This is a genomic window from Pseudomonas sp. FBCC-B35 (assembly GCF_059133755.1).
In genome coordinates this window covers 2,860,475-2,886,487 of the sequence record NZ_CP101439.1, presented here as the reverse complement: position 1 = coordinate 2,886,487, position 26,013 = coordinate 2,860,475, and the positions used below count along the sequence as shown (strand labels likewise).

Below are 26,013 nucleotides of genomic sequence, written 5' to 3'. Positions count from 1 at the left end.
AATCGCGCCATGATAAACAAAAAGGCCTGGCTGCTGCAGGCCTGTGGTCGTCAGGCCTTCTCCTTGCCCTCAGGCAAGAACCAGTTCAGGACCAAAGCACAGATGCCTCCGGTGGCAACCCCCGACTCCATCACATTGCGAATGGCCGCTGGCATATGGGCGAGGAACTCGGGTACCTGTGCCACGCCCAGGCCCAAGGCCAGCGATACGGCGATGATCAACAGGGCGCGGCGATCGAGGCGGGTGCTGGCCAGGATATTGATACCCGAAGCTGCCACGGCACCGAACATGACCATGGCCGCGCCGCCCAGCACAGGCTCCGGAACCGCCTGGATCACCCCGGCAACGCTGGGGAACAAGCCGAGCAGTATCAGCATCGCCGCAATCCATACGCCGATGTGACGGCTGGCGATACCCGTCAGCTGAATGACGCCGTTGTTCTGGGCGAAGATCGAGCTTGGGAACGTGTTGAACACGCCAGCCAGCAGTGAGTTGGCGCCGTTGACCAGCACGCCGCCTTTGATCCGTTGCATCCACACTAGGCCTTCCACGGGCTGGCGCGAGACCTTGCTGGTGGCCGTCACATCACCGATGGCCTCCAGAGAGGTCACCAGGTAGATCACCAGCATCGGGATGAACAGTGCCCAGGAAAAACCGAGGCCAAAGTGCAAAGGTGTCGGCACTTGGAAGAGCGCGGCCTCATGCATGCCGGTAAAGTCCAGGCGGCCCAGGTAGCCGGCCAGGGCATAGCCCGCCGCCAGTGCGATGACGATGGCGCAACTGCGCAGCCAGACCACAGGTATGCGGTTGAGGATGACGATGATTGCCAACACCACGCCTGACAGCAGCAGGTTCTCGCCGTTGGCAAAGGTCCCGTTGGCCATGGCGCCAAAACCACCGCCCATGCTGATCAGGCCGACCTTGATCAGGGTCAGGCCAATCATCAGCACAACGATGCCCGTTACCAGCGGAGTGATCAGCCGTTTGACGAAAGGCAAGATGCGCGAGACGCCCATCTCGACGAAAGAGCCTGCAATCACCACGCCGAAAATGGCGGCCATGACGCCTTCTACAGGCGTGCCTTGCTTGACCATCAAGGCCCCGCCGGCAATCAGCGGGCCGACGAAGTTGAAGCTGGTGCCTTGCACGATCAGTAGGCCGGCGCCGAAGGGGCCGAAGCGTTTGCACTGGATGAAGGTGGCGATGCCGGAGATGACCAGGGACATGGACACGATCAGGTTGGTATCACGAGCAGAGACGCCCAACGCCTGGCAGATCAGCAGGCCAGGAGTGACGATGGGCACAATGATCGCCAGCAGGTGTTGCAGCGCCGCCAGCAAGCCGATGAGCAGCCGCGGCTTGTCTTCCAGACCCAGTACCAGTTCGTTGTCAGGCGCTGTCGCACCTGGGCTATGTTCCTGTGAGCTCATTGCGCAGCGCTGCCCGTCTATAAAAAAGGAGCGCATTCTACGGGCAGAATGGGGAATGCGGTAGGGGAATGCCGGTTAGCCGCCTGTTCGACGATCATCGCCTTCGTTACCTGACTTTTAAGTCAATAAGTCTGAGCGCAGCCACCGCTGCGACTGCGCATGTTCGGTAGAAACGGCAGGGACAAAAAAGCCCGCGTAGGCGGGCTTCTTCACACACGTCGTTGTATCAGTCGTCACGACCCATGATGCCGAACAGCTGCAGCAGGCTGATGAACAGGTTGTAGATCGAAACGTACAAGCTGATGGTCGCCATGATGTAGTTGCGCTCACCACCGTGGATGATGGCGCTGGTCTGGAACAGGATGCACACCGACGAGAACAGCACGAAGCCGGCGCTGATGGCCAGTTGCAGGCCGCTGATCTGGAAGAAGAAGCTGGCCACGACCGCACCCAGCAGGACGAAGAAGCCTGCGGTGATGAAGCCGCTGAGGAAGCTCATGTCCTTGCGGGTGATCAGCACATAGGCCGACAGGCCACCGAACACCAGCGCCGTCATGGCGAAGGCCGAACTGACGACTTCAGCGCCGCCGCTCATGCCCAGGTAGCGGTTGAGGATAGGGCCGAGAATGAAGCCCATGAAACCGGTGAGGGCGAAGGTGGAGACCAGGCCCCATACCGAGTCGCGCAGCTTGGCGGTGAGGAAGAACAGGCCATAGAAGCCGATCAGCACGACGAACACGTTCGGGTACGCGAACCGCATCTGCTGTGAGATGAAGGCCATCAGGCCGCTGAAAGCGAGGGTCAGTGCCAGCAGGCTGTACGTGTTGCGCAGGACCTTGCTGATCTCCTGCTGCTCGACCTGCTGGCCGTGGTGTACGGCATAATCCTGTTCGCGCATGGCGACACTCCTTGGTGAACCTGTGATATGAAACGTCGAGGATGGTAGGAGTCTACCAGAGCTCCTGCAACCCGCGACACAGAGAGTTTGACAGCGTGTTTCATTCCGGTATTATTGCGGCCGGAAAGCAGCTGGAAGCGTGGCCGAGTGGTTTAAGGCAACGGTCTTGAAAACCGTCGATGGGCAACTATCCTAGAGTTCGAATCTCTACGCTTCCGCCACTACTCTCTACAAAAAAGCCCTGACAATTCAGGGCTTTTTTGTGTCCGAACGATTTCCGCCTTTTGCCCAAGCCCTGCTCGTGTCCGTCGTTGCCAATCGCAGTACTTGAGTCACACCTCCCTCGCTCGCACCGATCCTCTCGCCCAAAGGCTACGCAATACCCATCTAATATGGCAGTGTGACTCCCCTCGTCACCTCCACAGGGACCTCCATGCAAACGCGCAAAACCGGTATCCGTGCCCAACAGGCCGACCGCACCCGGGACAACATCCTCAAGGCTGCCGTACAGGTCTTCAGCAGGGAAGGCTTCGCCGGTGGGCGCGTCGAGCAGATTTCCAGCCTGGCGAAATCCAACGACCGAATGATCTACTACTACTTCGGCAACAAGGAAAAGCTGTTCATCAGTGTGCTGGAGCACATCTATGCCAGCTTCAACCAGGCCGAAGCCGGGCTGCAGCTGGACTTGGCCAACCCTGAACAGGCGGTGCGTGCGCTGGTGGCATTCATTTGGGATTATTACGTGCAACACCCCGAATTCGTCACCCTGCTGGCCACTGAGAACCTTCACCAAGGCGAGCATGCGCGCAAGTCGCAAAACCTCAAGGCCTTGTCGGGCGAAGCGGTTGGCGTGCTGCGGCCGATCATCGACGCGGGCCAGGCGAAAGGCCTGTTTCGCGACGACATCGACATCACCCACGCCTACCTGATGATTGCTTCGCTCTGCTATTTCTATAACTCCAACCGCCATACGCTCAGTTCGTTCTTGGCCGTGGACCTGGCAGACCCCAAGGCCAAGGCCGACTGGTTGGCGTTCATCAGTGACCTTGTCCTGCGCGGTCTGCGCCGCTGACCTCAATGGCTGCCTGGGTTGGCGCGAACCTGCGCGGCCGTGGCGGCGAGCCCTTGCCAGGCGGGCTTGTCACCTGCAAAACGCTGGCGCAGGTACGCCGCAAGATCGGCTACCTGTCGGTCCGACAAGCTGTCCTTGAAGCCTGGCATGTAGCCCAGGTCACGGGTGGCGGGGGTAGGGATGCCATGCAGTATCACCCGCAGCAGATTGTCTGGCAGGTCGCTGTGAACGTTGCTGTTCACCGCCATCGACGGGCTGACGCCGAACAGTTTCGGCCCCAGTCCATCGCTGTGGCAGGCCATGCAGGCGCCTTTGAACACGCGTTCGCCATTGCTCAATGAAACGTGTGTTTCAGCCGGCGGCGGTGCCTTGGTCGCCTGCGACTGAGGTTCGCCATCGAGTGAGCCGAGGTAATGGGCGATGGCACGCACGTCGCTTTCCGGCAGCGTCGCCAGCTCGCTGACCACCGGGCCCATGGGGCCGGCCGCCACACCGTGTTTGTCAGAAAATCCGGTACTCAGGTAGTTGAACAACTCGTCTTCGGTCCACGGGGTGGATGATTTACCCAACGCATTGAGGGCCGGTGCTTCCCAGCCATCGACCATCCCGCCGGCCAGGTAGCTGCTGCCAGCTTTCTCGGCGCCCATCAGGTTGCGCGGCGAATGGCACGCCGTGCAGTGACCGAGACCGTCGACAAGGTAGGCGCCGCGGTTCCACTGATCGCTGCGCTGCGGGTCGGCCTGATATTCACCGCGCTGCAGAAACAGGGCGTTCCAGCCAGCCATCAGCGGTCGCTGGTTGAACGGGAAGCGCATCTGGTTGGCGGGCGCTTGCTGGCGTACCGGGGTCTGCGACATCAGGTAGGCATACAGCGCTTGCATGTCGGCGTCGTTGATGACGCGGAACGAGGTGTAGGGAAACGCGGGGTACAGGTGACGGCCGTCACGGCTGATGCCTTCGCGCATGGCCCGTTCGAAGGCGGCGAATGACCAGCGGCCAATGCCGGTTTCCGGATCGGGCGTGATGTTGGTGGTGTGGAGCGTGCCGAAGGGCGTGTGCATGGCCAACCCGCCGGCATTGGCCTTGCCGCCGCTGACGGTATGGCACACGGCGCAGTCGCCGGCCGCTGCCACCTGGCGCCCGCGTTCGAGCATCGCGGCGCTCCAGCTGCCAGCACCGGGCGGCGTAACCGGTGCGATTTCACTGCGCCAGGGCAGGGCGGTGGCAAGCATGCCCAAGGCTGCGCCCAACACCCCAGCCAGACCGCCGAACCACCACTTTGAGCGTTTGCTTGCAGGCTGCGCCGGGGCCGAGGGCCCAGGCCCCTGGTCATTGGCGCCAAGGGCGGCGCGCACCCGTTCGGCCGTGATCGGCAGCTCGCGAAAGCGGATGCCGGTGGCATCGAAGATGGCGTTGGCAATGGCAGCGGCGCTGGGTACCGAAGCGGATTCGCCGCTGCCCATCGGTGCTTCGTGCTGACGCGGCAGCATCATCACGTCGATGGCAGGCAGCTCGGGGAAGGTCAGGATCGGGTAGCCGCCCCATTCCTTGCTGGCCACGGTCGACGCTTCGAAGCTGACTTGCTCCTTGAGTACGCGGCTGGTGGACTGAATGACATTGCCGTGGATCTGGTGGCGCACGCCCTCGGGGTTGACCATCATCCCGGCGTCATGCCCGATCACCACGCGGGTGACGGCGACTTCACCGGTACGCCGGTCAACGGCCACGTCAGCCACCCACGCCGCCCATGCGGCGCCAAAGCCTGGGAATTTACTGTGGATGTAGCGCGCATAGGCAAAGCCGCGCCCGCGCAGTACGTCACCTTCGCCCTGGCTCTGCATGGGCTGGGTATGCGGCTGCCAGTCGGCGCGGGCGGCGGTGGCCTTGACCAGGTCGATGGCACGCGGGTCGGACAAGTGCTTGAGCCGATATTCCACCGGATCGACACCCGCTGCGAACGCCAGCTCATCGATGTACGATTCGTGGGCAAAGCTGTTGGGCATGGCCGACACACCGCGCATCCACGAAGCGCGCACCAACGGCGTCATGTCGTTGATGGTCACGCGCATGTGTTCGTAGTCATACGGTGGAATCGACGTGCGGTCGCCCATTTCGAACAAGGCCGGTACCGGCTCCACCGCGCCAGTGAGCAGCAGGGCCAGGGTCGGCGCGCCGTTGGACGGATAGCTGGTCTGGAAGTCATAGGCAGCCACGCTGCCATCTTCGTTCAGGCCGCCGTCGATCTCCATCAATTGTGCAGTGCCTTTGGGTTCCCAGGCGTGTTCCTGCTCGCGGGTCAGCTGTACCCGCACGGGGCGTAGCACAGCACGCGACAGCAGCACGGCGTCGGCGCAGACATCGTCGGCGCAGTTACGGCCGTAGCAACCGGCAGCCTCCATGCGGATGATTTCGATGCGCTCCTCGCCGCAGGCCAGCAGCCAGGCCAGATCAGCGCGCAGCAGGTGTGGGTTTTGGGTGCCAGACCACACGCGGATCTGCCCAGGCGTGTAGTCGGCCAGCGCGCATGATGGGCCAATCGAAGCATGCAGCTGATACGGCCATAGATAGGTACGGCTCAGGCGCTGACTGGCATTGGCAAGGCCTGCATCGACATCGCCCTGGTCCAGCACCGTGCGCTGGACCCTCGGGTTGTCGCGGATGGCCTGGGCCACATCGCTCAGGTCGGGCAGCTTGCCGGTAAAGGGCTTCCAGCTGATTTTCAGGTCTTGCGCGGCACGAATGGCCTGCTCCTCGCGCTCGGCAACCACGCCGACGAAATCGCGGATCACGACCACGGCCACGACGCCGGGTACGTGGGCGATGGATGACTCATCGACGGCCAGCAGGCTGTTGCCAACGAAGTCGCCGCTGTCATGGCCAGCATAGGGCGGACGGATCACTCGCCCGTGCAGCATGTCGGGCAGGCGCATGTCGTGAACGTAGGTCAGTTCACCCGTGGCCTTGCCGGGAATGTCCACGCGGGCAGTGCTGCGCCCGACCAAGGTGTAGTCTTCAATGGGCTTGAGCGGCGCATCCTCGGCAATGTGCAGTTGCTGGTTTTCCCCTTTTACCAGTTCGGCATAACTCAGTGCAGTGCCGTCGTCGGTGAGGACCGTGCCTTCTTCGATGCGCAGCGACTCGGGCTCGCACCCAAGGCGCAGTGCCGCCCGTTGCAGCAAATGACGGCGCGCAGTCGCCGCAGCCTTGCGCAACGGCACGGCTGAAATCTGCAGGGTGGCGCTGGCGATGGTCGCGCCCTGGTTGGGCGCCCGCTCGGTGTCGCCCAGCACCATGTGCACCTGGTCCATGCGCAGGTTCAACTCTTCGGCGACGATCTGCGACAGCGAGGTGCGGATACCGGTACCCAGGTCAACGTGACCATTGAAGGCATAGACCCTGCCGTCGTCACAGACGGCGATGAACAGCGCCAGTTCGCGCTCCCGGGGCTCGGGCGTCACACCCTTGGCCACCGGGCCGGAAGGCGGTGTGATCTGATCGACGATCAGCAGCACCCCAGTCTTGGCCAGCAGTTGGTCACGGCTGGGCACCTGTTGCGAGTGGTTCATGCTTTTCTCCGGGTGTCGGCGGCGCGGCGCACGGCGCGCAGGATTTCGACGTGAGTGCCGCAGCGGCACAGGTTGCCGGACAGTTCGTTGCGAATCTGTTCGTCGCTCGGCTGGGGGATTCGATTGAGCAGGGCCGTGGCGGTCATGATCATGCCGTTCATGCAGTAGCCGCATTGGGCTGCCTGCTCGTCGATGAACGCCTGCTGCACAGGGTGCGGCGCGCGCTTGCAGCCCAGCCCTTCAAGGGTGGTGATCTCCCGGCCGACGGCTCCGGCCAGGGGGATGATGCAGGAGCGGGCGGCCACGCCGTCGATGATCACCGTACATGCCCCGCACTCACCCAGGCCGCAGCCGTACTTGGGGCCGTTCAGGCACAGGTCGTTGCGCAGGATCAGCAGCAAGGGCGTTTCAGGCAGGGCGTCGACTTCGAACGACTGGCCGTTGACCCGCACGGAGAGGGTTGTTTGCATGGTGGGCTCATCTCTGGAGGTGACTTGCGCTACCGAAGCACCCACAGGGTGCGTGCATTTCGGTAAGTACTCACTACATGAAATGAGCGAGCAAGAAGCAGGCCAGGCATTCGGATGAGCAGGGCATGAAAAATGAGCTCACCGAATCGGTGGCTCAGGCAGGGCGCGCGAAGGGGTGTCCGGCAGTGGTGTGGCTCAGGCCGCGCCGTCGTCGCTGTCGATCATCTTGCGCAGCAGGTACAAGATGGCGACGCGCTCAGCGGCATTGAGGCTGCCCATGCTCAGTTCACTGATCTGCCGGGCGCAGGGAATCATCGCATCGAGCAAGGCCGCGCCGCTGTCGGTGAGCGTGACGATCACCTTGCGCCGGTCTCCCGGGTCTGGCGAGAGCTGCACCAGTTCACGTGCTTTCAGACGCTCGACGATCCCGCGGATGGTCGCCTGGTCCACGGCCGTTGCCTTGATCAACTCGGCCTGAGAGCTGGGGCCGTGATCGCGCAGGGCGCACAGGGTGACGAATTGAATGGAGGTCAACTGTGGGTCGCAAGCCTGCTGCTGGAAGATCGCCGTGTGCCGCTGGTAAGCCTTGCGCAGCAAGTGACCCACCTGTTCGGTAACGTCGTAGGGGGCGGTGTCGTGTGGGGCGCTGCTGGGGGGAGTCGTGTTCGGCATGAGAGGCTTTGGGCTGGTGGAAAGGAGCTGGCCGGCCGCCAATAGCGGAGCGCCCGGCCAGTATAACCGTTATCGCGCCAGCGATTGCTGGGGCGCGACCACGTCCCCGGCCATGACCACGGCCTGATCGTCCAGGTAGATATCGCAGTTGCGCAGCGGGATGTCCAGGTGGCAAGGGGTCTTGCGCTTGCCGCCCACTTCGGTATTCGGGCCTGTGGAGAACAGGAAGTTGCCGTAAAACGCGCGGGCATCCATGCACATCCCGTCGTTGCGGTCGTGCAAGCCCATGGCAGTCCACTGGGCGCGCGGTTGCAAGCCCCAGCCGATGTGCGAGATGCCGTAAACCTCAGGGTCGTTGAAGTACTTGAGGTAGTCGCGCAGGTACTCGGCCTCGAAACCGCCATGAATGCCGGTGATGAAGCCCTTTTCGATTTCGAGCGTGATGCGCTCGCGGCAATAGTTCTTGAACGGCAGGATGATGTCGCCTACATCCAGGACCAGCGTGCCCTCGGCGCTGTCCTCGTTTGGCCAGGTGAACAGAAATCCACTGGGCCAGTGGTCCCAGCGCCCCGGCTCGTCGGCGTAGCCGTACTCGGTGACTGCCGGGTACTGGCCGAGCGGGGCATGGAAGTCGCTGCCAGCCTTGGACCGCACATGCATGCTGCGGGCCTGCTTGAGCAGGGTTTCGGCAGCCAGTACCCGGCGCTTGTCGTCCTCGTTGGGCAGCATGCGCGCCAGCACTTCGGCTGGTTCCACCGCCAGCAGAATGCGGGTGCCGGTCTTGAGAATCTGCTCCTGCTCGGGGGAGTGCAGAAGCATCATCGTGTCGACGATCAGGTCGGCGGCTTCCAGTGCGCGCTGCGCCGCCAGATTGCCGGTAAGTGCCGTGTCCCCGCAGTAGGCGGTCATGTCCCGGCCCATGGCGGTCGGGTGATTGAACGCCGGCAGTTCCACGGCGTAGACCTTCGCCCCTAGTCGCTGCGCCGCTTCCATCGCGGCGTTGACCGTGCGCGGATCGGAGTAATGGCTCTTGAGGACGGCCACGCTCTGGGTGTCGTCCACACGGGACAGCTTCAGTACGTGCTCGAACATCTGGGTCAGTTGTGCATTGCTCACCGGCATTGTGGGTTCTCCTGGGTGGCCTCTGGCGGCATCAAGCGGTGCACCATCGCAGTGCTCGACGCTTTATCTTGGCGCACAAAAAACAGTGTGTACGCCATAACCTGAGCGATAAGAGCGCATTCATTCGATCAACGCAAGTGATCTTTGAGACGTTACCAAACAACTCATCTCCCAGTTATGCGGTAACAAACGGCCATGTTGCCGTTCGATCACCTGTTTGAAAATATTTTAGCAAGGCTATTCCTAAGAGCCATTTAAAGTGTATACGCTGTAAATGACTCGCGGCCATGCCGCTTGCCACACATCAGAACAACAGGAGACTCTCCATGCGGGGAAGCCAAAAAATCGCAATCGTCGGCGCGGGTTTGGGTGGGGCGGCAGCAGCAACGTTGCTGCAGCAGGCCGGCTTCGATGTCGAGGTGTACGAACAGGCCCCGGCGTTCACCCGCCTGGGTGCCGGGATCCACATCGGCCCCAACGTCATGAAGATCTTTCGGCGCATGGGGCTGGAGCAGAAGCTGGAACTCATGGGTTCGCACCCGGACTTCTGGTTCAGCCGCGACGGCCAGAGCGGCGATTACCTCTCGCGCATCCCACTGGGTGAGCATGCTCGCCGCGAATACGGTGCGGCCTACATCACCATCCACCGGGGTGACTTGCATGCGCTGCAGATCGATGCCATCAAGCCGGGTACCGTGCACTTCGGCAAACGCCTGGAAAAGATCATCGATGAGGGTGATCAGGTGCGTCTGGACTTCGCCGATGGCACCCACACGGTCGCCGACATCGTCATAGGGGCCGACGGCATCCACTCCAAGATCCGCGAAGAATTGCTCGGTGCCGAAGCGCCGAACTACAGCGGCTGGGTGGCGCACCGTGCGCTGATCCGTGGGGTAAACCTGGCGCAGCATGCCGACGCATTCGAGCCCTGCGTCAAGTGGTGGTCCGAAGACCGGCACATGATGGTCTACTACACCACGGCCAAGCGCGACGAATACTACTTCGTGACCGGTGTGCCCCACGAGGCGTGGGACTTCCAGGGCGCCTACGTGGACAGCAGCCAGGAAGAAATGCGCGCTGCCTTCGAGGGCTATCACCCCACCGTCCAGAAGCTGATCGACGCCACCGAATCGATCACCAAGTGGCCGCTGCGCAATCGCAACCCGCTGCCGCTGTGGAGCCGTGGGCGTCTGGTGATGCTCGGTGACGCCTGTCATCCGATGAAACCGCACATGGCGCAGGGCGCCTGCATGGCCATCGAGGATGCGGCCATGTTGACGCGCTGCCTGCAGGAGACCGGTCTGTCGGACCACCGCACCGCCTTTGCCCTGTACGAGGCCAACCGTAAAGAGCGAGCCTCCCAGGTGCAGTCGGTATCCAACGCCAACACCTGGCTCTATACGCAGGAGGATCCAGCCTGGGTATACGGCTACGACCTGTACGGTCAGCCGCTCAAGAGCGGGGAGGCCGCATGACTACCTTCGTGACTGGCGGCCATGTGAACGCCAATGGTATCCGCCAGCATTACCTGCGCTATGGCGGTAAGGGGCATGCGCTGATCGTGGTGCCAGGGATCACCAGCCCGGCGATTACCTGGGGGTTCGTCGCCGAGCGCCTTGGCCAGCACTTCGATACTTACGTGCTGGATGTGCGCGGGCGTGGTTTGTCGTCAAGCGGCCCCGATCTGGACTACGCCACCGATGCCTGTGCCGCCGACATTCCCGCCTTTGCCGCCGCGCTGGGGCTGGACAGTTATCACTTGGTTGGGCACTCGATGGGCGCACGGTTCGCGATTCGTGCCGCTGCCAACGGCGCGCCAGGCTTGCAGAAGCTGGTGCTGGTCGACCCGCCGGTATCCGGGCCAGGGCGCCGCGCCTACCCAAGCAAGCTGCCCTGGTATGTCGATTCCATTCGCCAGGCCAGCATGGGTATGAGTGGCGAGGACATGCGCACCTATTGCGCCACCTGGAGCGACGAGCAGTTGGCGCTGAGGGCCGAGTGGCTGCACACCTGTTACGAGCCTGCGATCGTGCGGGCCTTCGATGACTTCCACGAGGTAGACATCCATCAGTACCTGCCCGCTGTACGCCAGCCGGCGTTGTTGATGGTGGCTGGGCGTGGCGGGGTAATCGAGCCGTGCGACATCGCCGAAATCCGTGAGCTCAAGCCTGACATTCAGGTCGTACAGGTTGCCAACGCTGGGCACATGATTCCCTGGGACGACCTCGATGGTTTCTTTGCTGCATTCGGCCTCTTCCTCGATCGATCCCTTGCCTGAAGGAGCACGAGACATGACCAAGCTATACCGCATCGGCCAGATCGTGCCGAGTTCCAACACCACCATGGAAACCGAGATACCGGCGATGCTCAACGCGCGCCAAGCCATCCGCCCGGAGCGCTTCACCTTTCATTCCAGCCGCATGCGCATGAAGCAGGTGAGAAAGGAAGAACTGGCGGCCATGGATGCCGAGTCCGACCGCTGCGCGGTGGAGCTGTCCGATGCCAGGGTCGATGTACTGGGCTACGCCTGCCTGGTGGCGATCATGGCCATGGGCCTGGGCTATCACCGGCAATCCGAACAGCGCCTCAGGCAGGCGACTGCCGATAATGATGCACTGGCGCCGGTCATCACCAGTGCCGGAGCGCTGGTCGAAGCCTTGCATGTGATGAAGGCCAAGCGCATCGCCATCGTCGCCCCGTACATGAAGCCGCTGACCGAGCTTGTGGTGAACTATATCCGCGAAGAAGGCTTCGAGGTTCAAGACTGGCGTGCCCTGGAGATTCCCGACAACCTGGCCGTGGCCCGTCACGACCCCGCCAACCTGCCCGGTATCGTCGCCGGCATGAACCTTGAAGGGGTGGATGTGGTGGTCTTGTCGGCCTGCGTGCAGATGCAGTCGTTGCCGGCCGTGGCCAAAGTCGAGGCGCAGACCGGCAAGCCTGTGGTCACCGCTGCCATCGCTACCACCTACGCCATGCTCAAGGCGCTGGACCTCGAGGCGGTGGTGCCAGGTGCCGGCGCCTTGCTGTCGGGCGCCTATTGAAATCGGGAGATGGACATGAGCGAGGCACAAAGTGCTCGGGACAACTATCAGGGTGTATGGGGGCAGCGTATCGGTTTTGGTCGCGCACCGGCGCTGCTGATGATCGACTTCATGCAGGGCTATACCACGCCGGGGGCTGCGCTGTACGCCCCAGGCGTCGTCACGGCAGTGGCGCAGGCCGCGGACCTGCTGGCGCTAGCCCGCGATTGCGGCATCCTGGTGGTGCATACCAACATCCGCTACCAGCCCCCGCATTTTGTCGATGGCGGGGTATGGGTGCGCAAGGCGCCGGTGATGAAGGACATGGTCGAGGGTAACCCCTTGGCGGCGTTCTGCGAGGCCGTTGCCCCACAGCCGGAGGAGGTGGTGCTGAGCAAGCAGTACGCCAGCGCTTTCTTCGGCACCAGCCTGGCGCCGCTGCTGCACGCCCAAGGAGTGGACACCGTGGTCTTGGCCGGCTGCTCCACCAGCGGGTGCATCCGCGCCAGCGCGGTAGATGCGATGCAGCATGGCTTTCGAACCATCGTGGTGCGCGAATGTGTGGGTGATCGCCATGACCACCCGCACCACGCCAACCTGTTCGACATCGACAGTAAGTACGGCGATGTGGTTTCCCGCCAGGAAGCGATGGCGCAATTCAGGCAATTGACCGGCTGACACCGGCAGGCGCCTACCCAATAACAATCAAGGAACGGTGCCGGAAGCACGTTCATGACCGCCTGCTGTCCGGGCGGTCGCCCCGCAGGAGCACTCGGGGTTTTTCAGGCGTGGCCTGGGCCTGTCGCGTGTAGCGCGCGACGGTCCTTGTGCGTCGAAAACTGCTGGCCTTAAAAACAACCACAAAGTCGCCCGCCAGGAGACAGGAAATGCCAATTGCGAATGCAACCACGGTCCATAGCGACATTGATCAGGGCACCAAAGCGCTGTACAGCAAGATCACCTGGAGGCTCATTCCCTTCCTGTGCTTTTGCTACCTTGCCGCCTACCTGGACCGTATCAACGTCGGCTTCGCCAAACTGCAGATGCTCGAAGATCTGCAGTTCAGCACCGCCGCCTATGGCCTGGGTGCCGGGCTGTTCTTCGTCGGCTACATCATTTTCGAAGTGCCCAGCAACCTGATTCTGCAGCGCGTCGGTGCCAAGCTGTGGATCGCCCGCATCATGATCACCTGGGGCCTGTTGTCGGCGTGCACCATGTTCGTCAGCACCACCACCCAGTTCTACATCCTGCGGTTTCTGCTCGGCGCGGCCGAAGCAGGGTTTTTGCCAGGGGTACTGTTCTACCTGACCATGTGGTACCCCACTTACCGACGCGGGCGCATCATCGCCCTGTTCATGATCGGGCTGCCGCTGTCGAGCGTGATCGGTGGGCCTATCTCGGGGTGGATCATGGGGCACTTCGATCAGGTCCACGGCCTGCATGGCTGGCAGTGGCTGTTCCTGCTGGAGGCGATCCCCAGCGTGCTGCTCGGCATTCTGACCTTCTGGGCCTTGCCCAATCACTTCCAGCAGGCCAAGTGGTTGTCGAGCCAAGACAAGGCTCAGCTGGCAGCAGACCTTGCCGCCGACGATGCAGAGGGCAAGGACAGCAAGCACAGTTTCCGTGACGGGTTCTTCAACCTCAAGGTGTGGATGCTCGGCGGTATCGATTTCTCGATCCTGCTCAGCGCCTACGCGATGGGCTTCTGGATGCCGACCTTCATCCGCGATGCAGGGGTAAGCGACACGTTCCACATCGGCTTGCTCACTGCCATCCCGAGCCTCGCCGCACTGGCCGGCATGCTGATGATCGGCGCCAGCTCCGACCGTCACCGTGAGCGTCGTTGGCACATCATCGTTCCATTCATCGTCGGCGCCATCGCCATGGCCAGCAGCACATTGTTCAGCCAGAACCTGGTCATGACTGTATTCCTGTTCGCAGTCGCCTCGGCCGCGATCATTGGTGCGGTGCCGGTGTTCTTCAGCCTGCCGGCGACCTTCCTGAAAGGAACGGCAGCCGCCACCGGTTTTGCCCTGGCCTGTTCGGTGGCAAACATTGCCGGGCTGGTCAGCAACTCGCTGATGGGCCTGGTCACTGACTGGACCGGTACTTCCCACGCGGCGCTGTGGGTGTTCGCCGGCTGCTTGCTCCTGAGTTGCTTCCTGGTCATCGCCCTGCCAGCGAAGCTGGTCAACCGCTAGCGGTCCAGCGCTTCACGCCCGGTAGGGCAGGCCGGCCGATGCCGGCCTGCCCACTCATTCTCAATGCAATCTGCACGTCGGCGGGCGTTTGTCTCGCCGGTGGATTGCTGTTGCCCGAATTTCAGGAATCGCCCCATGCACGCTTGCACTGCACCGCGTTTTTTCCCGAAGGCACGCCTGGCTGGCGGCTGCATCGCAGCCGCGCTGTGTACCGAGGCACCGGCTGAAGAGGTCGGTTTCATCGAAGGCGCCCGTGCGACCCTCCAGGCTCGCAATTATTTCTTCAGCCGCGACTACGCCGATATCAAGGGAGCAAGCACCCAATCGCGTACTCAGGAGTGGGCGCAGGGCTTCATCCTCAACGCCAGCTCAGGTTATAGCCAGGGCATCATTGGTGCCGGGGTCGATGTGATCGGCCTGTTGGGTTTCAAACTCGACAGCAGCCCCGAACATGCACGCTCAGGCCTACTGCCAAGCCTTGACAGCGGCACGTCCGCCGACCATTACAGCCGCGTGGGCGCGGCGCTCAAGTTCAAGGTTTCCCAAACCGAATTGAAGGTGGGGGAATTAATGCCCAATCTGCCTGTGTTGCTGTTCAGCGACCTGCGCCTGCTGCCACCGACTTATCAGGGCGCAATGCTGGAGTCACATGAGTTTGCTGGGCTGACGCTCAGTGCCGGCCAATTTCGCTCCACCAGCCTGCGCGACTCGTCCAACAGTCAGAAAATGTATGCGCTGGTCAACGACCCCATCAACCCCGCGCGGCTGGCCCGCTTTACCAGTGACCGCTTCAATTACCTGGGCGCCGACTATGCCTTCAACGACAACCGCTCCAGCGTTGGGGTATGGCAGGCGCAGCTGCGGGACATCTACCAGCAGCGATTCTACAGCCTCAAGCACGCCGAGCCCCTAGGTCACTGGACCTTGGGTGTGAATGCCGGCTATTTCCAGGCCCGCGAGGATGGGCGCAAGCTTGCCGGCAACTATGACAACCATGCGCTGTTCAGCCTGTTCTCGGCGAAAACGGGCGGGCATACGTTTTACGTGGGCTACCAGCAGATAGGCGGGGAGGACGGTTTCATCCAGGTGGGCGCCAACACCAACCCGATGGGTAATACCCTGCCGACCTACGAGTTCTCGGCGCCTGGGGAGCGTTCCTGGCAGGTGCGGCATGACTACAACTTTGCGGCATGGGGGATCCCCGGGCTGACCTCGACATTGCGTTACGTACAAGGCCGGGAGGTCAAAACCGGGCTGGGCTTTGAAGGGCGTGATCGGGAGCGGGATCTGGACCTGGCCTACGTGGTGCAAAGTGGGCCGCTGGAGGGGCTCGGCGTGCGCGTGCGCAATGTGATGGCTCGCTCCAATTACCGAACAGATATCGACGAGAACCGCGTGGTGCTCAGCTATACCATGAAGCTGTTCTAGAGGTTGTAGCGGACACCATCAGGCGAGCACGACGAACGGCCACCTCAGACGTGCACCTGGCCGGCTAAAAGCGACCAGGTGTACAACCCCGCTCAGCTGTAGCGGTTTATGCGATTAATTATCATATGAGGATGATTATGATGTAGATTTGCGCGCACGGATTTTCATGCGCAAGGAGTCAGCTCGCAATGCCCCCGTCCATTTCCCATCCCACTACCTTCACCCTCGGCCTGTACGCTTGCTTAATCTGCCCGCCATCCTTTGCCGATACCCAGGCAAGCCAAGACGGCCCCGTGCTGGAGCTGGGCTCAACCGATGTGATTGCTACCGGCCTTGGCAGCGTCACTGAACGCAGTGGCTCCTACACCACCGGTAGCATGAGCGCAGCCACCCGGTTGAATCTCTCGATCAAGGAGACACCCCAATCGGTCTCGGTCATATCCCGCCAGCAGCTGGACGACTTCCAGCTCAACAGCCTGTCCGAGGCCATGGCTCACGTCACGGGAGTTACGGTGCAACGCAATGACTCGGAGCGACCGAGCTACTATTCGCGTGGTTACGCCATCAACAACTTCCAGATCGATGGCATGCTCAACACGTTCTCGGGGCTCAAGTCCGACTCCGACACCATCATCTACGATCGAATCGAAGTCGTGCGTGGGGCCACAGGCTTGACCACAGGTGCAGGCGATCCCTCGGGCACCATCGCAATGGTTCGCAAGCGCCCTACGCACGCGTTGGCGGTAAAGAGTGGTGTAAGTGGTGGCAGTTTCGACAATTACTACAGCTACCTGGACGTGGGTGGCCCGCTGGGCTGGGACGGCCGTCTGCGCGGACGCACCGTGCTGGCGTACCGCGACAACAAGTCGTTCATGGACAAGTATGCCACCCAGCGTGAAGTGGCCTACGGCGTGCTTGAAGCCGACCTGACCCCAAGCACCGTGCTGGCGGTGGGGTATGACTATCAGAACAAGCATGTGCAAGGGTCATCCTGGGGCACGGTACCGTTCTGGAACGCCGACGGCAGCAAAGCCAACTTGCCCCGTTCCACCAACCTCAGTGCGCCCTGGTCTTCCTGGCCGCTCAAAGACCAGACGGTATTCGCTACCCTCGACCAGTATCTGGCCAACGACTGGGTCATGAAGGTGGCGTATACCCACCGGCAAAGCGACAGCGACGGAAAGGTCTACTATGGGGGCAATGGCTTCCCCGAAGCCGACCGTAGCGGCATGCAGGCCTGGTACTCGCACTTCGGGGGCTCCGAGCAGATGGACGCGCTGGACTTCAACCTCGCGGGCCCTTTCCAGTTGTTCGGCCGCAGCCATGATTTCATGATCGGTTACGGCGAGTCGCGACGGCGCGACAGTGAACCCCACCGCCTTGATCTGCCTGTACCCGACGGTTTCGAGACGATTGCCGATTGGAAGTACATGGGGGCCACACCTACGTTCTATGACCTCGAAACCGGGCTGGACAGTTCGCGCTCCAGCATTCGTCAGAAGGCCGGCTACATTGCAACACGTCTGAACCCCACGGATCGCCTGCACATCGTGATTGGCAGCCGCTACGGCAGTTGGCAGACGCAACAGCGGGAGTGGGATTACGGTGATGCCCTGCAAGTTACCGATCAGTCCACTACCAAGCAGGTTCAGAATGATCAGTGGACGCCCTATGCCGGCGTACTCTTCGATCTGACCGACCAGTTCACCGCCTATGTCAGTTACACCGATATCTTCAACCCGCAAACCGTGAGAGACGTCAACAAGCAGTACCTGGAGCCCATCGTAGGCAAGGTTTATGAGGTGGGGCTCAAGGGCAGCCTGTTCGCTGACCGCCTGAACCTGAGCACGGCAGTGTTTCGCAGCAAGCAGGACAACGTGGCGGAACAAGACGACTCAGTGCCGCCCAATGGCAACGAAGTATTCTACAAAAGCGGTGGCAAGGGCGTGGTTGTCGAAGGTTTCGAGGCTGAAGTCGCAGGCGAGGTGATGACCGGGTGGCAGATGAGCCTGGGCTACAGCTATACGCATGCTGCCACGGCCGAGAAAAAGCGAAAGAACACCGAACAACCCTTGAACCTGGTGCGCTTGTCCAGCACCTATGCCCTAACACCAGCATTGACCGTAGGGGCAAGCCTGGACTGGCAGAGCGACAATTTCAGGCTGGCGAACCGACCGGTAGGGCGCGACGGTGATCGAATCATCACGGCCAAGGACGAGATCGGCCAGAAGGCATTTTCGGTGGTTGGACTGATGGCGCGCTACCGGATCGATGAGCACCTGACTGCTTCTGTCAACGTCAAGAACCTGTTCGACGAGCATTACTACAACAACGTCGGCTTCTACAACGGCGTGTACCACGGTGAGCCACGTACGATGATGGTCAGCCTGGATTGGAGGCTCTGAGGCGATGACCAGGTTGCGCTGTACACTCGGCCAGTCGGCGGCCATGTGATAGCCCGCAGCGCCCATCACCCGCGCACTTGGCGAACGGGCGATGGGCGCTTGCTCAGACCAAGCCTTTACTCAGCGGCCTGTTCCACTGCCGGCTCGTCTGCAGCCTCGCCCTGTGCTGCAGGCGCAGCGGTCTGTGCCTTGGCTTGCGCTCGCTTGCGGCGTTCCTGATTACGCTGCTGGGCCGCCTGACGCTTGGCATGGATCGCCTGGGCGGCGGTCACCACGCCTGCCGGCTCACCGTTAAGGTCCAGGCGCGGGGCGTTTTCCACCATGCTGGTCCAGTAGCGGTTGCCCCGGCACCAGGTGGAAATGCCCAGCTTCAGTTGCTCACGGGTAATGCCCAGCAGCTCCAGGTGTTGCTCGGCATCCTTGAAGATGCCCTCCTTGAGCGGCACTTTCGGCGCAGGGTTGACAGGGAAGGCCAACGGGAAGTGCTTCTGCAGCGGCCAGATGGCGGCCACTGCCGGGTCCAGTTCACGCGGCTTGGTCTTCTGCGGGGGCTTGCGCTTGGCCGGCGCTGGGGCGCTTGCCTGTTGCTGCTCTTTTTCAGCCCGCAGGCGATCCCGTAGCGCTGCCAGTTGTTCAAAGCTCATCGTTCAATTCACTGCTTCAAGGTTGATTGCGTGGTGCAAGGATATGCGATGCAGCCCCGGTGAGCAGCCCAAAAGGCACAAATCGTCGCTTTTTTTACAGAAACCCACGACGGTCTTGCTCCAGGGCAGCGGTATTTGCGTCACACAATGGCGCGAATCCTTGCCCCAGGGGCACGGTGCAAGCTTTCCCGACAGGCCGCTGCTCCTCTGTCATCCAGCCCTAGACCTTGAACTTGGCGACCATCGCGTTCAGGTCCACAGCCAGGCGTGACAACTCCTGGGCGGCGGCGCTGGTCTGGTTCGCGCCGGCCGAGGTCTGCATCGCCAGGTCCCTGATGTTCACCAGGTTTCGATCCACTTCGCGGGCCACCTGGGCCTGCTCTTCGGAGGCGCTGGCGATCACCAGGTTGCGTTGGTTGATGGACGAAATGGCTTCGGCAATCGTGTTCAGTGCCTGGCCTGCGGATTGGGCGATTTCCAGGGTGCCTGACGCCCGCCCTTTGCTGGCGTGCATGGCCCCGACTGCAGACTCGGTGCCCGACTGAATGCCTGTGATCATGCCTTCGATCTCGGCTGTCGATTGCTGGGTTCGGTGCGCCAGCGCCCTGACTTCGTCGGCGACCACGGCAAAACCACGGCCGGCTTCACCGGCGCGCGCAGCCTCGATGGCAGCGTTGAGCGCAAGCAGGTTGGTCTGGCCTGCGATCGAGCCGATGACATCCAGTACCCGGCTGATCTCGTTGGCGCTGGTGGCCAGCTGTTCGATTTCCTGGGAAGTGGTCGTGACATCGCCGACGAGCTGACCAATGGATTGCAGCGCATCATTGACCCGCTGCTGGCCCTCACGGGTGGTCTGGTCTGCACCTTTGGAGGCATCGGCGGTGTTGACGGCATTGCTGGCCACTTCCTCAACCGCTGCGGTCATTTGGTTCACGGCCGTGGCGGCTTGGTCGATTTCGGCGCTTTGCTGATGCAGGCCGCGGCTGGTGTCTTCGGTGACCGTGAACAGCTCTTCGGATGCCGAGGCGAGCTGGTCGGAGGCGGCTGCGATGCCGGCAATCGTCTCGCGCAAGCTGTCTTTCATTCTGGACAAGGCGTGCAGCAACAGCGCGGGTTCGTCGCTACCCGTCACCGTGATGACCTGGTTGAGCTCACCCGAGGCCACCCGCTCGGCGACGGCCACCGCTTCGCTCAAAGGCCGCACGATACTGCGGGTCAGCATGATGGCCAGCGCAATCATCAGTACGATGATGCCGACGATAGTCGCCGTGATGATCGAGAAGGACTGATCATAGGCGTCTGTACTGATTTGGGAGGCGTTGGTTGCGCCGTTGGAATTGTACTGGGTCAGCTCGATCAGCGACTTCGTCATTGCGTCGGCGTAGTTGGCCAGTTCACCGTTGACCAGGCGGGTCGCTTCTGCAATGTCGTTCCTGCGTACAGCGTCAAGAATTGCGTCCTGCAACCTATGGTAGGTCTCGCTTCTGGCCAGAAATGCGTCGTACAGGGCCCGGTCTCGTTCTTCTGTCGCTGTTGCCTTGTACGTGTTGATTTGTTCCTGGTAGTGCTTGGAGATGTCCGCGATCTTGTCCAATGTCGCGGCCCTGGCGCTGGGGCTTTCTTCCAGAACGCTGCGCAAGGTCAGTGCTCGGGCGCGGCCCAGGTTCATGCTGACCTCGTCCAGCAGCATGATTGACGGTAACCATTCGGTACGCACTTCGTCAGTGGCCTTGTCCATCGTGTGCATGCGGTACAACGATGCCAGCCCCAGGATCAGTACGAGGAGGGCGACCAGCGTAAAGATGACAGCCGCGCGTGTGCCAATTTTCAAGTTCCGAAAATACATGTGTAGCTCCTTGGTGTAGCAATGCTTGCTAGGCTAAGCAAGTCCAGCAGGGTGACCGTGGTAATAAGGCTGCAGCCCTCTCGTTGAAACAGCTATCGGCACCTTAAGCAATAAACTTTAAGAATAAACATAAGCAGTTTACGAACGGCGTAGTTCGCCGCTGGATCGCTCAATTGCCGTGGTTTTCAGCACACCGCGAGCCTGTTCTTATGGTCATTGTGCAGGGTTATTTAGGTAACAATTTATTTCGTATTGATCTGGATCAAGAAAATGCTGATTGGATCGGCCGCAGGTCTTTGAATCGTTCGTCAACATAGGCCTGTTTGAAGGCGCGCGAGTATCGAATGTTAGCTGTGAGCCTTGGAAACAGGCAGCCCCGCCCCTCGTAAGGGCCGAGGCCGCTGGGGCTATTGCAGTGTGTCAGGCTTAAACGCCGCCGGCAGTTGTGCCAGCGTGGTTTCGATTCGCGCTATCGATACCGCCAATGCGCTGGCCTCATCGTACTTGCCTTCGCCTTTGAGCTTGTATCGCTCGCGGCGCAGGTTCAACAGGGTTTTTTGAAGTCTCAACGCCGGCTCATTGTAGTCGTCCATAGAGTTCTCTTAACGATAGCGTCCTTGCTGTTGTAGGAAAGGCTGACCGTAACAGGTCAGTTCCACCTCATAAACTGATCTTTCATACAGCGAGAACGAAGTCTAAGGAAACCTCCTACATCGCGGGATACATATTCCTACAAAGAGGCTGCGAGGCAGCAACTTCTGCAGCTTCTGCTAGGCTCGAGGGTTTCCGGCCAAGGAGAGGCCTGTGCATTTCATCGTGATCGAGCGGCATCGCAGTGCCTACCGACGCCCTCTGCGTTTCGCTCAAGGCACGCTGCTGGAAGTGGGGCCGCGTTTTGAGAGTGAGCCGGGCATGCAGGACTGGTACCTGTGCAGTTGCACGGGCCAGGAGCCAGGCTGGGTGCCGGAGCAGCTTATCGAGCGCCTGGACTTCAATCAGGGTAGGGCGTTGGATCACTATTGCGCCCACGAGCTGGATGTGGAACCAGGCCAGTTGGTTGAGCGGTTGCGCCTGCTCAACGGCTGGCTATGGTGTCGTCGTCATGGTGATGGGGAGCTGGGGTGGTTACCTGTCGGCAAGCTCCAGCAACTGATGTGAAGGTAAACGACCCCGCGCTACGGTGGACGGCTACGTGGGGCGCCCATTCCTGATCTGATCTGCTTTTTTTCTACAAACCTGAATCTGTAACCATATCAGTGAAGAACGGAAAATAACGTCATTCCGTATCACACTGTCGAGGTTTCAATGAGCAAGCTGGCGCTGTTCCTGGGTGGTTTCCTGCTGTTGACCATCATGATCGGGCTGCTGGGGACCATTCCTCCCAGTTGATCGCATGACCATTTCCCTTTTCAGCCCGCCGGGTTTCCAGTGCCCAGGCGGGCTTGTCGTTTGCGCCGCATTCCAGCGCTATCCCCAGTCAGTCTTCAGGCTCGGCGTTATCACAGCCGCCGATCTGTCCGGCGCATCTGTTCAATGGTCGAAGTGGGATAAGTCGTTCTCCAGGCTGGGAAATCTGTCCACAGAAAAAGTGGGTAGGTCTGTGGATAACGTGCTGTAACCCAAGCCCCCGGCGGGCTCCGTTAAATTGAGCAGAAATTGAGCAACATTTCGCCTGGCTTTTGGACTGCCTAATCGAGCGGAGCCGTCACACATTCTCTTTGCCCAAACCGCCTTATCAACTGGCTTGATGGACCGGCGATGATCTCGAGTTGCCGGGTGAAGCTGCTTGACTTCAGTGAGCGCGCAGCAGAAGCCTCAGATGGCTCGACGCTGCGGCTCAGCTTGCTCCACGCGATTGCGTCCCTTCGCCTTGGCCAGGTAAAGCGCCTTGTCGGCGCTGGCCAGTAGTGTGGTCAGGTCTGGCGTCGGCATGCCTTCGTCGCAGCCTGCCAGACCGATACTGACGGTGATCTGCAAGCGCTGGCCGGCTTGCTCCACCTGAAGGTCCTGAACGGCACGGCGCAGGCGCTCGGCCGTAAATTGCGCCCTGTCCGGTGCAAGCCCTGGCACGATGATCACGAACTCCTCGCCACCCATGCGCGCGAATACTTCGCCGCTGTGTAACTGTTCCTGCAACGCATCGGCGAACTGGCGCAGCACCTGGTCGCCAACGGCGTGCCCGTGGGCATCGTTGATGGACTTGAAGTGATCGATATCCAGCATCATCAGCGTCAGTGGCAGGAATTGCTGATGCTGACGACTCTCCAGCAGCGCGTTTGCACGTCGAGTAAAAGCGCTGCGGCTCAAAGTGCCCGTAAGGTGGTCGGTGGTGGCCTGGTGCGCCAAACGCGCAAGCAGGCTGCGATTGGCCTGGGTCACGCAGGCCACTACCAGCGGCCCCAGTACCAGCATGGCGATGCCCAGGCGCGCCGACATCAGCGCCGTTACACCCGACTCGCTCTGCGGCACGCTGAAGTGCATGAGGCTCTGGGCAACGGCAACGATCAACGTGCTACCGGCTGTCAGCGTCAACAACGAAACCAGGAAGGGCGAGTACGTCCAAGCACACCACAAAAGGGCTGCGATCGGAAACGCGATGGCGCCGGGGCCGCCGAACGCGATGCTGAACGCCAGCGACACCAGCATGACCATCAGGGGCGCAAGGCGAATCCTTTGGCTCCCACCACGCAGCAAGGTACGCGCGGCCGGTGCGGTGAGCATCACCGGCAGCACCAGTACTGCGGTGGAAAACTGCTCGCTGAACCACGCCAGCCACGTGCTGCGCAGGGACTGTTCGAACCAGGGGGCAGCCATCACCGAGGCCAGGCTCGCAGCCACCGAGGCCCCGGCTGCACATGCGCCAAACACACTCAGCACCCCGTGGGGCGTGCGCATGCGCCGATGCAGGCGCGGCAAGCGCGATAGCAATTGCCAAACGGTGACCACGACGCCCATGTTGCACAGGTTGAACCACAGCGCCGGCCCCAGGGCACTCGCACAGAGCAGGTCCGCGCCAACCATGGCCAACCACATCAACACGAAGCCAGCCACAGTTGCCTGGCGTGGATAGCGCAGCAACACGCCTGCCAGTACGGCATTGACTGGCCAGAACAAGGACAGGGATTCGATCGGGCGAGCCAGAATGCCGCCAATGGTAAGCGCGAAGGTCAGGCTGAACAGTGCGGCGTAGGGCAACAAGCGCGATTGGGCTGGAAAAACCATGGGCTCGACCGGCAAGCGGAAACGATATCCAGGACGACCGCTGAACGCACCTGGGGCAATTGCGCATCAGTGTGTTGTTCCGGCTAGTTGATGTCAATCTGCCCAGCTCGAAGCTTTTGCGTATGCCGCCTACTTCACAGCCCGAAGAACCACGGCACCATGACCACCGTGACCCCCATCACCAATAGCGTGAACGGCACCCCTATCTTCACGAAGTCCGCAAATCGGTATTGTCCAGGGCCAAGCACCAGCGTGTTCACCGGCGAAGACACCGGCGTCATGAAGGCCGCCGAGGCCGCCAGCGCCACTGTCATCGCAAAGGGGTAGGGCGACATGCCCAGCTGCGTTGCGGTCGAGATGGCAACCGGTGCCATCAGCACTGCGGTTGCAGTGTTGGAGATAAACAGCCCGATCACTGCCGTGACCGCGAACAGGCAGGCCAGCATGGCGCTGGGCCCGGCGTCGCCCAGCACATTCACCAGCGCCCCGACGGCCAAGTCTATGCCACCGGTTTTCTGCAAGGCTTGGGCAAATGGCAACATGCCTACGATCAGTATCAGGCTTTGCCAATGGATCGAACGGTAGGCGCTGTTCATGTCGACACAACGGCCTGCGCCCATCAACAGGCAACCAATGAACGCTGCCATGACATTGGGCACCGCGCCGCTGACCATCAGGCCAACCATCACCGCGAGGCTCAACAACGCCTGGGGCGCGCGCCGGCGAGCAGGTGCCACCAGGTCGATCTCGGCCGGCAAGCTCAACACCAGAAAATCGCGCGGTTTGCCTTGTAGCTGGCGTACCGCCTTCCACGGCCCGACCACCAGCAGGGTGTCGCCCAGGCGCAGCTTTTCTTCGACCAACTGGTCTTGCACGGCCGCCTGCTCCCGGCGCAAGCCCACCACGTTGAGGTCGTAGCGCGAGCGAAAGCCCAGCTCGAGGATGCTCTTGCCGATCAGTTGCGAGCCCGGTGGCAGGGACACCTCGGCCATGCCTACCTCCTGCGATTGGTCGATGAAGTAGGCGGCCTTGAAGTGCAAGGGTTCCAGTTGCATGGTCTGGCACAGGCTGCGCAAATCGTCGCGGCTGGCAAACAGATCCAGCAGCAGTACATCACCCTGGTGCAGCACGGTATTGGAATCAGGCGAAATGACGCGTGTGGTGAACTTGTGTTGACGTTCGATGCCGATGACATTGGCCCCATGGCGGGTACGCAGCTCCAGCTCGCCCAGGGTATGGCCGATCAGCGGTGATTGGGGGCGAATGCGCAAGCGACGCTCACGACCATTGAGTTTGTAGTCCAGAACCAGGTCCAGCAGGGTCCGCCGGGTTTCGACACGTCCATCCTTGCGCACCTCGCCATTGAGCCAGTGTCGGGTCAGAAGCATGTAGCCCACACCCAGCACCAGTACCACCAAGCCAAAGGGCGTGAAGCTGAAGAACGAGAAGCCTTGTTCACCATGGCGTACCAGTTCGCTGTGCACCACCACGTTGGGCGGGGTCGCCACCAGGCTGAGCATGCCACTGATCAGGCCGGCAAAACTCAGCGGCATCATCAGGCGGCTGGGCGAGAGTTTCAAACGCGCGGCAATACTCAACACGACCGGTATGAAGATGGCCACTACTCCCGTGGAGCTCATGACCGAGCCCAGGCCGGCCACCGCGACCATCAGCAGTACCAACAGTCGGGCCTCGCTGTTGCCCGCCCGTTCGCTCATCCACTCACCGATGCGATAGGCGATACCGGTGCGCACCAGCCCTTCACCGATGACGAACAGCGCAGCGATTAGCACGACGTTCGGGTCGCTGAAACCTGCGAGCGCCTGTTCGATCGTCAGCACGCCCGACAACGGCAATGCCACGATCACCAGCAGCGCCACGACATCCATGCGTGGACGGTTGATGATGAACAGCACGACGACAATGGCAAGCAGGGCCAGCACCCATGTCAGCTCTAGATTCATCGGGAAAGGTGTTCCTTCACACAGGGCACATGAACGATAGCCGGTAGTGT

General features: G+C 61.4%; 19 protein-coding genes, 1 tRNA gene and 2 pseudogenes. 10 read left to right on the top strand and 12 right to left on the bottom strand.

The genetic code is table 11. The features are described 5' to 3' along the window. Nucleotides 1-50 precede the first annotated feature (50 nt). A complete protein-coding gene (locus NMB38_RS13235) occupies nucleotides 51-1,430 on the bottom strand; it encodes a nucleobase:cation symporter-2 family protein (RefSeq protein WP_145279820.1) in 1,380 nt (459 codons plus the stop codon). A 226-nt stretch (nucleotides 1,431-1,656) separates the two neighbouring features. Then, on the bottom strand, nucleotides 1,657-2,328 hold the full coding sequence (locus NMB38_RS13230) for a Bax inhibitor-1/YccA family protein (protein WP_023534840.1): 672 nt from the start codon (nucleotides 2,326-2,328) through the stop codon (nucleotides 1,657-1,659). A 133-nt stretch (nucleotides 2,329-2,461) separates the two neighbouring features. Here NMB38_RS13230 and NMB38_RS13225 point away from each other — a divergent pair. Together NMB38_RS13225 and NMB38_RS13220 are read left to right on the top strand one after the other, a co-directional pair. Next, a tRNA-Ser gene (locus tag NMB38_RS13225) sits at nucleotides 2,462-2,549 on the top strand. Nucleotides 2,550-2,761: 212 nt separating this feature from the next. Continuing rightward, nucleotides 2,762-3,400, top strand: coding sequence for a TetR/AcrR family transcriptional regulator (locus NMB38_RS13220; RefSeq protein WP_027916162.1), 639 nt, complete (start codon nucleotides 2,762-2,764; stop codon nucleotides 3,398-3,400). A gap of 2 nt (nucleotides 3,401-3,402) precedes the next feature. Here NMB38_RS13220 and NMB38_RS13215 read toward each other — a convergent pair whose 3' ends face one another. From NMB38_RS13215 to NMB38_RS13200, 4 genes are all read right to left on the bottom strand, one after another. Beyond that, complete coding sequence (locus tag NMB38_RS13215) at nucleotides 3,403-6,966, bottom strand: molybdopterin cofactor-binding domain-containing protein (RefSeq protein WP_494354803.1); 3,564 nt, start codon at nucleotides 6,964-6,966, stop codon at nucleotides 3,403-3,405. Next, complete coding sequence (locus NMB38_RS13210; protein ID WP_028686520.1) at nucleotides 6,963-7,436, bottom strand: (2Fe-2S)-binding protein; 474 nt, start codon at nucleotides 7,434-7,436, stop codon at nucleotides 6,963-6,965. Before NMB38_RS13210 ends, NMB38_RS13215 begins: the two co-directional genes overlap by 4 nt. A gap of 195 nt (nucleotides 7,437-7,631) precedes the next feature. Then, nucleotides 7,632-8,108 (bottom strand): MarR family winged helix-turn-helix transcriptional regulator, encoded by a 477-nt coding sequence (locus tag NMB38_RS13205; protein WP_028686519.1) that lies wholly within the window; start codon nucleotides 8,106-8,108, stop codon nucleotides 7,632-7,634. Between the two features lie 69 nt (nucleotides 8,109-8,177). Further along, complete coding sequence (locus NMB38_RS13200; protein ID WP_028686518.1) at nucleotides 8,178-9,230, bottom strand: 2,5-dihydroxypyridine 5,6-dioxygenase; 1,053 nt, start codon at nucleotides 9,228-9,230, stop codon at nucleotides 8,178-8,180. Between the two features lie 326 nt (nucleotides 9,231-9,556). Between NMB38_RS13200 and nicC the strand changes: the two genes are divergently transcribed. The 7 genes from nicC to NMB38_RS13165 all read left to right on the top strand — a co-directional run bounded on the left by nicC (nucleotide 9,557) and on the right by NMB38_RS13165 (nucleotide 18,287). Further along, nucleotides 9,557-10,705 (top strand): 6-hydroxynicotinate 3-monooxygenase, encoded by a 1,149-nt coding sequence (gene nicC, locus NMB38_RS13195; RefSeq protein WP_027916157.1) that lies wholly within the window; start codon nucleotides 9,557-9,559, stop codon nucleotides 10,703-10,705. Continuing rightward, nucleotides 10,702-11,508 (top strand): N-formylmaleamate deformylase, encoded by an 807-nt coding sequence (nicD, locus tag NMB38_RS13190; protein ID WP_027916156.1) that lies wholly within the window; start codon nucleotides 10,702-10,704, stop codon nucleotides 11,506-11,508. Before nicC ends, nicD begins: the two co-directional genes overlap by 4 nt. 13 nt (nucleotides 11,509-11,521) lie before the next feature. After that, a complete protein-coding gene (locus NMB38_RS13185; protein ID WP_028686517.1) occupies nucleotides 11,522-12,274 on the top strand; it encodes a maleate cis-trans isomerase family protein in 753 nt (250 codons plus the stop codon). Between the two features lie 15 nt (nucleotides 12,275-12,289). Then, a complete protein-coding gene (locus NMB38_RS13180; protein ID WP_028686516.1) occupies nucleotides 12,290-12,931 on the top strand; it encodes an N-carbamoylsarcosine amidohydrolase in 642 nt (213 codons plus the stop codon). 209 nt (nucleotides 12,932-13,140) lie between these two features. Then, nucleotides 13,141-14,454 (top strand): MFS transporter, encoded by a 1,314-nt coding sequence (locus NMB38_RS13175; RefSeq protein WP_028686515.1) that lies wholly within the window; start codon nucleotides 13,141-13,143, stop codon nucleotides 14,452-14,454. Nucleotides 14,455-14,589: 135 nt separating this feature from the next. Next, a complete protein-coding gene (locus NMB38_RS13170; protein ID WP_049695780.1) occupies nucleotides 14,590-15,882 on the top strand; it encodes an OprD family porin in 1,293 nt (430 codons plus the stop codon). A 188-nt stretch (nucleotides 15,883-16,070) separates the two neighbouring features. Next, nucleotides 16,071-18,287 carry a TonB-dependent siderophore receptor gene (locus NMB38_RS13165; RefSeq protein WP_104926323.1) on the top strand — a complete coding sequence of 739 codons (2,217 nt, stop codon included), beginning with the start codon at nucleotides 16,071-16,073 and terminating at the stop codon, nucleotides 18,285-18,287. 116 nt (nucleotides 18,288-18,403) lie between these two features. Here NMB38_RS13165 and NMB38_RS13160 read toward each other — a convergent pair whose 3' ends face one another. From NMB38_RS13160 to NMB38_RS13145, 4 genes and pseudogenes are all read right to left on the bottom strand, one after another. Next, complete coding sequence (locus NMB38_RS13160; protein WP_027916150.1) at nucleotides 18,404-18,931, bottom strand: ProQ/FinO family protein; 528 nt, start codon at nucleotides 18,929-18,931, stop codon at nucleotides 18,404-18,406. 220 nt (nucleotides 18,932-19,151) lie between these two features. Next, a pseudogene (locus tag NMB38_RS13155) lies at nucleotides 19,152-20,153 on the bottom strand (methyl-accepting chemotaxis protein); the annotation flags it as partial. Between the two features lie 141 nt (nucleotides 20,154-20,294). Continuing rightward, nucleotides 20,295-20,777, bottom strand: a pseudogene (locus tag NMB38_RS13150) (MCP four helix bundle domain-containing protein); the annotation flags it as partial. 407 nt (nucleotides 20,778-21,184) lie between these two features. Next, entirely contained in the window at nucleotides 21,185-21,370 is a 186-nt protein-coding gene (locus NMB38_RS13145; RefSeq protein ID WP_494354802.1) for a hypothetical protein, read from the bottom strand. A 211-nt stretch (nucleotides 21,371-21,581) separates the two neighbouring features. Between NMB38_RS13145 and NMB38_RS13140 the strand changes: the two genes are divergently transcribed. Next, a complete protein-coding gene (locus NMB38_RS13140) occupies nucleotides 21,582-21,935 on the top strand; it encodes an SH3 domain-containing protein (protein ID WP_027916147.1) in 354 nt (117 codons plus the stop codon). 657 nt (nucleotides 21,936-22,592) lie between these two features. Here NMB38_RS13140 and NMB38_RS13135 read toward each other — a convergent pair. After that, nucleotides 22,593-24,014 (bottom strand): GGDEF domain-containing protein, encoded by a 1,422-nt coding sequence (locus tag NMB38_RS13135; RefSeq protein WP_027916146.1) that lies wholly within the window; start codon nucleotides 24,012-24,014, stop codon nucleotides 22,593-22,595. Between the two features lie 119 nt (nucleotides 24,015-24,133). Further along, nucleotides 24,134-25,963, bottom strand: coding sequence for an SLC13 family permease (locus NMB38_RS13130; protein ID WP_494354801.1), 1,830 nt, complete (start codon nucleotides 25,961-25,963; stop codon nucleotides 24,134-24,136). Nucleotides 25,964-26,013: the final 50 nt, after the last annotated feature.

What these genes read in the sequence shown, in the direction of transcription:
- NMB38_RS13235 (WP_145279820.1), bottom strand. Translation starts at nt 1,430, where the DNA reads ATGAGCTCACAGGAACATAGCCCAGGTGCGACAGCGCCTGACAACGAA.
- NMB38_RS13230 (WP_023534840.1), bottom strand. Translation starts at nt 2,328, where the DNA reads ATGCGCGAACAGGATTATGCCGTACACCACGGCCAGCAGGTCGAGCAG.
- NMB38_RS13220 (WP_027916162.1), top strand. Translation starts at nt 2,762, where the DNA reads ATGCAAACGCGCAAAACCGGTATCCGTGCCCAACAGGCCGACCGCACC.
- NMB38_RS13215 (WP_494354803.1), bottom strand. Translation starts at nt 6,966, where the DNA reads ATGAACCACTCGCAACAGGTGCCCAGCCGTGACCAACTGCTGGCCAAG.
- NMB38_RS13210 (WP_028686520.1), bottom strand. Translation starts at nt 7,436, where the DNA reads ATGCAAACAACCCTCTCCGTGCGGGTCAACGGCCAGTCGTTCGAAGTC.
- NMB38_RS13205 (WP_028686519.1), bottom strand. Translation starts at nt 8,108, where the DNA reads ATGCCGAACACGACTCCCCCCAGCAGCGCCCCACACGACACCGCCCCC.
- NMB38_RS13200 (WP_028686518.1), bottom strand. Translation starts at nt 9,230, where the DNA reads ATGCCGGTGAGCAATGCACAACTGACCCAGATGTTCGAGCACGTACTG.
- nicC (WP_027916157.1), top strand. Translation starts at nt 9,557, where the DNA reads ATGCGGGGAAGCCAAAAAATCGCAATCGTCGGCGCGGGTTTGGGTGGG.
- nicD (WP_027916156.1), top strand. Translation starts at nt 10,702, where the DNA reads ATGACTACCTTCGTGACTGGCGGCCATGTGAACGCCAATGGTATCCGC.
- NMB38_RS13185 (WP_028686517.1), top strand. Translation starts at nt 11,522, where the DNA reads ATGACCAAGCTATACCGCATCGGCCAGATCGTGCCGAGTTCCAACACC.
- NMB38_RS13180 (WP_028686516.1), top strand. Translation starts at nt 12,290, where the DNA reads ATGAGCGAGGCACAAAGTGCTCGGGACAACTATCAGGGTGTATGGGGG.
- NMB38_RS13175 (WP_028686515.1), top strand. Translation starts at nt 13,141, where the DNA reads ATGCCAATTGCGAATGCAACCACGGTCCATAGCGACATTGATCAGGGC.
- NMB38_RS13170 (WP_049695780.1), top strand. Translation starts at nt 14,590, where the DNA reads ATGCACGCTTGCACTGCACCGCGTTTTTTCCCGAAGGCACGCCTGGCT.
- NMB38_RS13165 (WP_104926323.1), top strand. Translation starts at nt 16,071, where the DNA reads ATGCCCCCGTCCATTTCCCATCCCACTACCTTCACCCTCGGCCTGTAC.
- NMB38_RS13160 (WP_027916150.1), bottom strand. Translation starts at nt 18,931, where the DNA reads ATGAGCTTTGAACAACTGGCAGCGCTACGGGATCGCCTGCGGGCTGAA.
- NMB38_RS13145 (WP_494354802.1), bottom strand. Translation starts at nt 21,370, where the DNA reads ATGGACGACTACAATGAGCCGGCGTTGAGACTTCAAAAAACCCTGTTG.
- NMB38_RS13130 (WP_494354801.1), bottom strand. Translation starts at nt 25,963, where the DNA reads ATGAATCTAGAGCTGACATGGGTGCTGGCCCTGCTTGCCATTGTCGTC.